Origin of the sequence: Streptomyces sp. NPDC017991, from assembly GCF_044328075.1 — a bacterium.
Classification (GTDB): domain Bacteria; phylum Actinomycetota; class Actinomycetes; order Streptomycetales; family Streptomycetaceae; genus Streptomyces.
Window position 1 is genome coordinate 1 of the sequence record NZ_JBIRGP010000040.1, and the last position, 9,656, is coordinate 9,656.

8 protein-coding genes and 1 rRNA gene are annotated in these 9,656 nt (G+C 71.8%); 1 reads left to right on the forward strand and 8 read right to left on the reverse strand.

The features are described from left to right. A 16S ribosomal RNA gene (locus tag ACH4DZ_RS44805) occupies nt 1–351 on the reverse strand; the annotation flags it as partial. A gap of 563 nt (nt 352–914) precedes the next feature. Then, the gene (locus ACH4DZ_RS44810) at nt 915–1,919 is read right to left on the reverse strand and encodes a stage II sporulation protein M (protein ID WP_397965367.1); all 1,005 of its coding nucleotides are present in this window, start codon (nt 1,917–1,919) and stop codon (nt 915–917) included. Nucleotides 1,920–2,047: 128 nt separating this feature from the next. On the opposite strand from ACH4DZ_RS44810, the gene ACH4DZ_RS44815 reads away from it, so the two are divergent. Continuing rightward, nucleotides 2,048–3,025, forward strand: coding sequence for an RDD family protein (locus ACH4DZ_RS44815; protein WP_397965365.1), 978 nt, complete (start codon nt 2,048–2,050; stop codon nt 3,023–3,025). A gap of 56 nt (nt 3,026–3,081) precedes the next feature. Here ACH4DZ_RS44815 and ACH4DZ_RS44820 read toward each other — a convergent pair whose 3' ends face one another. From ACH4DZ_RS44820 to ACH4DZ_RS44845, 6 genes are all read right to left on the reverse strand, one after another. Continuing rightward, on the reverse strand, nt 3,082–3,696 hold the full coding sequence (locus tag ACH4DZ_RS44820; RefSeq protein ID WP_397965363.1) for a hypothetical protein: 615 nt from the start codon (nt 3,694–3,696) through the stop codon (nt 3,082–3,084). Nucleotides 3,697–3,890: 194 nt separating this feature from the next. Next, nucleotides 3,891–5,348, reverse strand: coding sequence for an adenosylhomocysteinase (gene ahcY / locus ACH4DZ_RS44825; protein WP_397965362.1), 1,458 nt, complete (start codon nt 5,346–5,348; stop codon nt 3,891–3,893). Nucleotides 5,349–5,681: 333 nt separating this feature from the next. Then, a complete protein-coding gene (locus ACH4DZ_RS44830; RefSeq protein WP_397965361.1) occupies nt 5,682–6,662 on the reverse strand; it encodes a cation diffusion facilitator family transporter in 981 nt (326 codons plus the stop codon). Nucleotides 6,663–6,799: 137 nt separating this feature from the next. Continuing rightward, nucleotides 6,800–7,951, reverse strand: coding sequence for a mannose-6-phosphate isomerase, class I (gene manA / locus ACH4DZ_RS44835; protein WP_397965360.1), 1,152 nt, complete (start codon nt 7,949–7,951; stop codon nt 6,800–6,802). A gap of 93 nt (nt 7,952–8,044) precedes the next feature. Further along, complete coding sequence (locus ACH4DZ_RS44840; RefSeq protein WP_397965358.1) at nt 8,045–9,178, reverse strand: SIS domain-containing protein; 1,134 nt, start codon at nt 9,176–9,178, stop codon at nt 8,045–8,047. 143 nt (nt 9,179–9,321) lie between these two features. Next, a complete protein-coding gene (locus tag ACH4DZ_RS44845) occupies nt 9,322–9,492 on the reverse strand; it encodes a Trm112 family protein (protein ID WP_007382472.1) in 171 nt (56 codons plus the stop codon). Nucleotides 9,493–9,656 lie beyond the last annotated feature (164 nt).

Here is a 9,656-nt window from a genome sequence, read left to right on the forward strand (position 1 = left end):
CACTGCTGCCTCCCGTAGGAGTCTGGGCCGTGTCTCAGTCCCAGTGTGGCCGGTCGCCCTCTCAGGCCGGCTACCCGTCGTCGCCTTGGTGAGCCGTTACCTCACCAACAAGCTGATAGGCCGCGGGCTCATCCTGCACCGCCGGAGCTTTCGACCTCCACCCATGCGAGTGGAAGTGATATCCGGTATTAGACCCCGTTTCCAGGGCTTGTCCCAGAGTGCAGGGCAGATTGCCCACGTGTTACTCACCCGTTCGCCACTAATCCCCACCGAAGTGGTTCATCGTTCGACTTGCATGTGTTAAGCACGCCGCCAGCGTTCGTCCTGAGCCAGGATCAAACTCTCCGTGAATGTTTTCCCGTGATCGGGATGAACACCACGAGAGCGGTGCGAGGAGAGGAATGATCCCCTCGCACACAGCGTCCTCGCTGTGTTTTTTCAAAGGAACCTCATCCTCGGCGTTCACGGCCGGGGACGGGGTATCAACATATCTGGCGTTGATTTTTGGCACGCTGTTGAGTTCTCAAGGAACGGACGCTTCCTTCGTACTCACCCTCGCGGGCTTTCCTCCGGGCGCTTCCCTTCGGTCTTGCGTCTCCGACTCTATCAGATCTTTTTTCCGATCCGATTTCCTCGGCGCTTTCCAGGTTCCCGCTTTTGACTCGCGGTTTCCTTTCCGGCGGTTCCGACTTTATCAGAAGTTTCCGGCCGGTCTGACCAGCCATTCGTTCCGATTCATCGGGAGGGGCTTCTGTGGAATCAGCGTTCCGGGAAGCCGTATAGATTTTCACTCGTTGCCGACCGGACCCTGTCCAGTCCAGGCAACTGTTCAAATCTACCTCCCCACGCGACCCGTGTCAACGGCTCTTGTGGGGCGAGCAGGAGACTAGCAGTTGAACGGGCCCAGATGCACATCAGGCGGCCGTCGGCAGCGTGGCGCTGCGCTCGGATGCCTCCACGTCCCCCGTGGAGCCGGCGCGGACGGCTCTGGCGCCGAGGACGTAGACGTAGCCGAGGAAGGCGAGCTCCGCGGCGACGCCGATGGCGATGCGGGCCCAGGTGGGGAGGCCCGAGGGGGTGACGAAGCCTTCGACGGCTCCCGAGACGAAGAGGACGAGGGCGAGGCCGACGGCCATGCCGACGGCGGCGCGGCCTTCCTCGGCGAGGGCGGTGCGCCGGGTGCGGGAACCGGGGTCGACGAGAGTCCAGCCGAGCCGCAGGCCGGTGCCGGCGGCGACGAAGACGGCGGTGAGTTCCAGGAGGCCGTGCGGGAGGACCAGGCCGAGGAAGGTGTCGAGCCGGCCCGCTGAGGACATGAGGCCGATGCCGATCCCCAGGTTGAGCATGTTCTGGAGGAGGATCCAGAGGACGGGAAGGCCCAGGAAGACGCCGAGGACCAGGCACATCGCGGCGGCCTGGGCGTTGTTCGTCCAGACCTGGGCGGCGAAGGAAGCGGCGGGGTGGCTGGAGTAGTACGTCTCGTACTGGCCGCCGGGGCGGGTCAGCTCGCGCAATGCGCCGGGCGCCGCTATGGAGGACTGGACTTCCTGGTGGGAGCCGATCCACCAGCCCAGGAGGGCGGCGACGGCCGTGGAGACGAGGGCCGTGGGGACCCACCAGTGCCGTGACCGGTAGACCGCCGCGGGAAAGTCCTGGGTGAGGAAGCGGGTGACGTCCCTCCAGGAGGCGCGTCGGGTGCCTGTGACGGTGCTGCGCGCGCGTGCCACCAAGTGGGTCAGCCGGCCGGTCAGCTGCGGGTCGGGGGCGCTGGACCGGATCAGCGAGAGGTGGGTGGCGGTGCGCTGGTAGAGGGTGACGAGTTCGTCCGCCTCGGTGCCGGTGAGGCGGCGGCGGCGCAGGAGGGCGTCGAGGCGGTCCCATTCGGCTCGGTGGGCGGAGACGAAGACGTCGAGGTCCATCGGGTGCCTGCTCCTCGGCTGTTCGTCGGCGGCCGGGCGTGGGATCAGCTTGTCGTACCGGGGCGCGGTGTGCCCTCAGCTTGGCAGACTGACCGTTGCCGGGGCAGGTCGGGGAAGGGGCGGCGGGCGTGAGTGAGCTGGTGACGGGTGAGGCGGTGGCGCTGGAGCTGCAGCCTGCCAGGCTGCCCAGCCGGGGTGTGGCCGCGTTGCTGGACCTGACGGTGGCCGTGGTGGTCTATGTCGTCGTGAGCATCGCCTTGCTGGCCGCCACCGCGTCCCTGGACGAGGCGGCGCGGACGGCGGTCTCGATCGCCGCGTTCCTGCTGGTGCTGGCCGGTGGGCCGATCGCGGTGGAGGTGCTCAGCCACGGGCGGTCGCTGGGGAAGGTGGCCTGCGGGTTGCGTGTGGTGAGGGACGACGGCGGGCCGATCCGGTTCCGGCACGCGTTGGTGCGGGGTGCGCTCGGCGTGGTCGAGATCCTGCTGACGGCGGGGGTGGTGGCGTGTGTCGCCTCACTGGTGTCGGCGCGGGGGCGGCGGCTCGGGGATGTGTTCGCCGGGACGCTGGTGGTGCGGGAGCGGGTGCCGGTGGCGCGGACGGGTTTCCTGCCGCCTCCCCCGCCGTGGCTGGCCGGGCGGTTCTCGGGACTCGATCTGTCGGCGGTGCCGGACGGTCTGTGGTTGGCGGTCCGGCAGTACCTGGGGCGGATGGAGCAGTTGGATCCGCAGGTCGGCCGGGCGATGGCGGAGCGGCTGGCCGGGGATCTCGCGGCGCGGACGGGGGCTCCGGTGCCTCCGGGGGTGCCGCCGGGTGCGTATCTGGCCGCGGTGGTGCAGGAGCGGCAGGTGCGGGAGGCGCGGCGGGCGTTCGCGGGTGGGGGGCAGCAGCCTGCGGTCCCGGCTGACGGGTACGGCCCCGCCGGCTCCGGCCCTGACGGCCGGGCCCCTGTCGGGCACGGTCCCCTCGTCCCTTTCCCCGTGGTCGAGGGGCCTGCGGAGGCTGGGGCGGAGTCTCCCCGGCAGGGCGGGAGCGGCGGTGGGGCGGGGGCGTCCGCTGACGCGGGGCCGACCGGGCTTCCGGCCACGGGGTTCGTGCCACCCGCGTAGGTGCCGGGCGCGTCGTCCCTGCGCGTCGTCCTCGACCCGCCGTCGCCCGCCTTGCTTCAGTCGAGGGCCGACGGGGGTGATTCGAGGTCTTCCAGCTCGATGCCGGGGGCCGCCAGGACGATGTCGCCGGCGATGTGGACGGTGTGCTGTTCGCCGGTGTCCAGGGCTGTGACCTGGTATTCGTCCACGGTCAGGGGGCCGCTGTCAGTGGCGTGTGCTTCTCTGTTCACCAGCGCCCAGGACTGGTCGACGGTGCGTGGGGCGAGGACCGGGTCGGTGAAGGCTACGAGGCGTACGCGGGTCGCGGACGTGGAGGGGGTGAGGCGCAGGAGACGGGTGGTGGCGATGAGGAAGGCGGGGGAGGTGCCGGTGAAGGCGTGGGCCCGGACGTTGCCTTCCGTGGCGTGGGCGCCGGTGGGGTCGGTGCGGACCCAGGTGACGCCGTCGAGGGCCGCGCCGCGGACCTGCCAGCCGCTCGCGTGGAGTTCGAGGCGGAGGGGGCGGCCGAGATCGTCGAGGGTGAGGTCGACGGAGCCGGCGTGTTCGCCGGTGGGGGCGGTCAGCTGGGAGACGTAGCGCCAGCCGGAGGGGCCGGGGGCGCAGTGGAAGTGCTCGTGGGCGAGGGGGGTGTGATCGTGCGGATCGTGGAGCGAATAGCGGCCGCGGGGCATGGGGGTCCTGGGGTCTGACGGGCTGGTCCGGTCATCCGGGCGAGCCGGTCCGGCGGGGTGACGGCCGGGCCGGTGCGGGACCGAAGGGGCAGGCCCCCGACACGGGGGTGCGGGGGCCTGCCTCGGAGGACCTGTCCGGTGCCGGTGAGCGCGTCAGCGCGCGGGTGCGTTCCCCGGCGGGTGGGGCGGTGGACTCAGTAGCGGTAGTGGTCCGGCTTGTAGGGGCCGTCGACGTCGACGCCGATGTAGGCGGCCTGCTCGGGGCGGAGCTGGGTGAGCTTCACGCCGAGTGCGTCCAGGTGGAGGCGGGCGACCTTCTCGTCGAGGTGCTTGGGCAGGGTGTAGACGCCGGTCGGGTACTCGTCGGGCTTGGTGAACAGCTCGATCTGGGCCAGGGTCTGGTCCGCGAAGGAGTTGGACATCACGAACGACGGATGGCCGGTGGCGTTGCCCAGGTTCAGCAGGCGGCCCTCGGAGAGGACGATGATCTTCTTGCCGTCGGGGAAGGTCCAGGTGTGGACCTGCGGCTTGATTTCGTCCTTGACGATGCCGGGGGTCTTGGCGAGGCCGGCCATGTCGATCTCGTTGTCGAAGTGGCCGATGTTCCCGACGATGGCCTGGTGCTTCATCTTGGCCATGTCCGAGGCCATGATGATGTCCTTGTTGCCGGTCGTGGTGATGAAGATGTCGGCCTTGTCGACGACCTCGTCGAGGGTCGTGACCTGGTAGCCGTCCATCGCGGCCTGGAGGGCGCAGATCGGGTCGATCTCGGTGACGATGACGCGGGCGCCCTGGCCGCGGAGGGACTCGGCGCAGCCCTTGCCGACGTCGCCGTAGCCGCAGACGACGGCGGTCTTGCCGCCGATGAGGACGTCGGTGGCGCGGTTGATGCCGTCGACGAGGGAGTGGCGGCAGCCGTACTTGTTGTCGAACTTCGACTTGGTGACGGCGTCGTTGACGTTGATCGCGGGGAAGAGGAGGAGGCCGTCGCGCTGCATCTCGTACAGGCGGTGGACGCCGGTGGTGGTCTCCTCGGTGACGCCGCGGATCTCGGACGCCAGCTGGGTCCACTTCTGGGGCGTCTCGGCGACGGTGCGGGTGAGGAGTTCGAGGATGACGCGGTGCTCGTCGGACTCGGCGGTGTCGGGCGAGGGGACCTTGCCGTCCTTCTCGTACTCGACGCCCTTGTGGACGAGGAGGGTGGCGTCGCCGCCGTCGTCCAGGATCATGTTGGGGCCGCCGGTGGGGCTGTCCGGCCAGGTCAGGGCCTGCTCGGTGCACCACCAGTACTCTTCGAGCGTTTCGCCCTTCCAGGCGAAGACGGGGACGCCCTGCGGGTTGTCGGGCGTGCCGTCGGGGCCGACGGCGATGGCGGCGGCGGCGTGGTCCTGGGTGGAGAAGATGTTGCAGGAGGCCCAGCGGACCTGCGCGCCGAGGGCGACGAGGGTCTCGATGAGGACGGCGGTCTGCACGGTCATGTGCAGGGAGCCGGTGACGCGGGCGCCGGCGAGGGGCTGCGCCTCGGCGTATTCCTTGCGGATCGCCATGAGGCCCGGCATCTCGTGCTCGGCGAGGGTGATCTCCTTGCGGCCGAACTCGGCCAGGGAGAGGTCGGCGACCTTGAAGTCCTGTCGGTTGTCGACAGTCGTCATTGCGAGCTGCTCCTCGGGGTTGGGTCGAGGTCTGGGTACGGCTGGTCTGCGCGGCGGCGGACACAGGGGTGCCCTGTGGGGACACAGGCATGCCCGCGTGCGCGCAGCGCAGTCCGTCGGAGGCCCTCTCTCCCTCGGTCGGTCCGTGCTGGGACCGCCCGACCGCCATCAGCAGCGACGTCTGGCTCCGTTCCAAGCTACACCGGTGGCGCCGGGCGACCCCAGTCCACTTCCGAACAGATCACGCCGATCACGGAGCGTGAGGGGTGGGGTGGCGGGAAAACGGGCGGGGCCCGCCGGTGGTCGGCGGGCCCCGTCGGACGGCGTGGTGGGTCAGTGGTCGGCCGGGGGGTGGGCCGGTCCGCCCGGGGTCGCCTTGGGGTCCGGCCCCTTGGCGGCCTCGCTCTCGCTGTAGATGTCGGGCTCGAGGTAGATGACGCGGGCGATGGGGACGGCCTCGCGGATGCGGGACTCGGCGGCGTCGATGGCGCGCGCGACCTCGGTGGCCGTGTCGTCGTGCTGGACGGCGATCTTGGCGGCGACGAGGAGTTCCTCGGGGCCGAGGTGGAGGGTGCGCATGTGGATGACGCGGGTGACGGTGTCGCCGTCGACGATGGCGGCCTGGATCTTCAGGGACTCCTCCGGGCCGGCGGCCTCGCCGAGGAGGAGGGACTTGGTCTCGATGGCCAGGACGACGGCGATGAGGACGAGCAGGATGCCGATGCAGATCGTGCCGATGCCGTCCCAGACGCCGTCGCCGGTGACCAGGGACAGGCCGACGCCGAGGAGGGCGAGGACCAGGCCGACGAGTGCGCCGAAGTCCTCCAGGAGGACGACCGGGAGCTCGGGGGCCTTGGCGCGGCGCACGAACTCCTTCCAGGAGAGGCCGCCGCGCAGCGGGGCGGCCTCCTTGATGGCGGTCCGGAAGGAGAACGACTCGGCCAGGATCGCGAAGACGAGGACGCCGACGGGCCAGTACCAGTGTTCGAGTTCGTGCGGGTGCTGGATCTTCTCGTAGCCCTCGTAGAGGGCGAACATGCCGCCGACCGAGAACAGGATGATGGAGACGAGGAAGGCGTAGATGTAGCGCTCGCGGCCGTAGCCGAAGGGGTGTTGCGGGGTGGCCTCGCGCTGGGCCTTCTTGCCGCCGACGAGGAGGAGCGCCTGGTTGCCGGAGTCGGCGAGCGAGTGGACGCCCTCGGCGAGCATGGACGACGAGCCGCTGAACGCGAACGCCACGAACTTCGATGCCGCGATCGCGAGGTTGGCGCCGAGTGCCGCCACGATCGCTTTGGTGCCGCCTGACGCGCTCATGTGTTCGCGTGGTCCCTTCGTGCTGGGGGTCGTCCTCGGGGCGCTCGTGCCGTCGTCGGCTTTGCCCGTCCTTTGCGGTGGGTCATTGTTGCAGCCCGGTCCGCCATCCGTGTGCCCGGTGGGACGGACGGGATGCGTCAGGCGACGACGGTGGCCCGGAAGACCGTGCCGGCTCCGGACACTTCGGCCTTTTCGCCCGCGGGGACGAAGACGGAGTGGCCGGGGGTCAGGGTGTGGCCGTCGGCGTGGACGGCGCCCGCGGTGCACAGGAGGATCTGTGGGGTCGGGAGGGTGAGGTCGCGGGGGGCGGCGCCCTCGGGGAGGACGTACCGGGACAGGCGGAACTCGTCGGTGGGGGTCTCGTAGACCTCCTCGCCGTCCGGGGCTGCTTCGGGGCGCAGGACGGCGGGGTCGGCGGGCTCGAAGCGGACGACGCGCAGGAGTTCGGGGACGTCGACGTGCTTGGGGGTGAGGCCGCAGCGCAGGACGTTGTCGGAGTTGGCCATGATCTCGACGCCGAGGCCGCTGAGGTAGGCGTGCGGGATGCCGGCGCCGAGGAAGAGTGCCTCGCCGGGCCGGAGGCGGACGTGGTTGAGGAGCATGGCCGCGATGACGCCGGGGTCGCCGGGGTGGTGGTGGGCGATGCCGGCGTAGGGGGCGTAGGCGCCGCCGAGGCGGTCGCAGGCGGCTGCGGCGGCGGTGACGGTGCGGGCCGTCTCCGCGGGGTCGGCGGTGAGGATCGCGGTGAGGACTTCGCGCAGGGCGGCGTCCTCGGGGTGGGCGTGCAGGAGGTCGACGTACGGCTTGAGGGAGTCGACGCCGAGGCCGTCGAGGAGGTCCGCGGCCTCGACGGGGGCGCGGAAGCCGCACAGGCCGTCGAACTCGGTGAGCGCGCAGATGAGTTCGGGCTTGTGGTTGGCGTCCTTGTAGTTGCGGTGGGGGGCGTCCACGGGGATGCCGCGGCGCTCCTCGTCGTCGTAGCCCGCTCGGGCCTGTGCCAGGTCGGGGTGGACCTGGAGGGAGAGGGGGGCGCCGGCGGCGAGGATCTTGAGGAGGAAGGGGAGCCGGGGGCCGAACTTGCCGACGGCCGGCGCGCCGAGTTCCTTGTGCGGGTCGGCCTCGATGACCTCGGCGAGGGTGCCCCGGCCGGTGCGGGAGGGGGCGCCGGGGTGGGCGCCCATCCACATCTCCGCCTGCGGTTCGCCGGTCGGTTCGGCGCCGAGGAGGTGCGGGATCGCGGTGGGGGAACCCCAGGCGTAGGGGCGGATGGTGTTGTCGAGGCGGTCCATGCGGTGTCTCTGCCTGCCTGTCGGTGGGTCCGTCGGTCGCGTGGGCGGGGCGGGCGACGGCCGTCGCGGGTGTGCGGGCGGCCGGTCGCCGGTTCAGGCTCCCGAGGCGAGCGCCAGGTAAACGGCGGCGAAGTCCGTGACGGCGATGAGCTCGGCGAGGGTGACGAGTTCGTCGCCGGGCTCCGGTTCGAGTTCGCTGATGGGCGTGTCGTGGCTGAGGGCCAGGTCGCGGGCGGCCGGGGCGGCGGTGAGGCCGCCGATCGGGCGGTCGCGCAGCAGCACCACGCGTGCGTGCAGGGCGGGCGGTTCCTCGACGCGGTCGCGGAAGAAGTCGTCCGGGTCGGCGCTGGCGGCGAGGGGGCCGGCGAGCAGGGCGCTGTGGGCGGCGAGGGCCTCGGGGAGTTCGGAGACGAGGGCGGGGCGGCCGGAGAGTTCGGCGAGGGCGTCGGCGAAGCGGCGGCCCGCGGGGCCGGCGGAGGCGCCCTCGGTCCAGATCACGGGGAGGGCGTCGGCGAGTTCGGCGGCCAGGGTCTTGGCGGGGTTGCTGTAGGTCGCGATGGCGGGGCCGCAGCGTTCGGCGACGTGGTCGAGGCGGTCGGCGACCTTCTCCAGTGCGTCCGGCGGGGCGGAGAGCAGCGCGATGCGGTCGAGGAGCGCGAGGAGGGGGGTGAACAGGGCCCACAGGACGCCGGGGGCGGAGGCGGCGACGGGGGGCTGCTCGTCGTGTTCGTAGGGCGCGGTGGCCATGGGGACGAACAGACCGTGGGTGGCGGCCACGCCGTCGGTGAGCGGGGAGCGGGCGGGCGCCACGGCGACGACGGTGCAGCCTCGGCGGTAGGCCTGCTCGGCGAGGAGGGCGAGGCCGGGTTCGCTGCCGTCGGGGGTGGCGATCAGCAGGAGGTCGAGGGAGCCGATCCAGCCGGGGAGGTCCCAGCGCAGGGCGCCCCCGGCGGGGGCGACGCCGGTGGGGGCGAGGCGGATGACGGGGCAGGAGGCGCCGGCGAGGGTGCGGAGGAGGTCGGCGACGGTCGTGGCGGCGGCGCCGGGGCCCGCGATGAGGATCGCCCGGGGGCGGCCGTCCGGGGCGAGGTCGTGGACGCCGGCCTCGAGGGCGTGCCGGGCCGCGGTGCGGACACGGGCGCCGGCCTCGGCCGCTCCGCGCAGGAGGGCGCGGTGGTCTGCCTCGGCCAGGGCCTCCGGCGTGTCGAGCAGCGATTCGTCGAGCATGGCGTCAGGTCTCCGATCGCCGGGTCGTCGTCGGTGTGCGGGCGCCGGGGGGCGGGGGTACGGAAGGGGTCCCTGAGAGGGCTGTTCCCCGTGAGGCCGTCCGTGTCACCCCGGGGGCCGGGAACGGTGCCGGGCGGCGGTCGTCAGGCGGGGCGGCGGGCCTCGTCGACGAGGAGGACGGGGATGCCGTCGCGGACGGGGTACGCCAGGCCGCAGTCCTGGCCGGTGCAGATCAACTCGGTGTCCTGCTCCTTGAGGGGGGCGTGGCAGGCGGGGCAGGCGAGGATCTCCAGGAGGCCGGCTTCGAGCGGCATGGGGTTGTCCCTTCGGGTGGATCCGTGCGGATGTGGCGGGTTGTGAGGGTGCGCGGATGTGCCTGGTCAGCGTACCGCTGGTGGGGGTGGGGCGGTGGGGTGGCGGGTGGTGACGGGCGGGGGCGCGCCGCCCGCCCCGGCGGACGGCCGACCGGGCGGGTGCC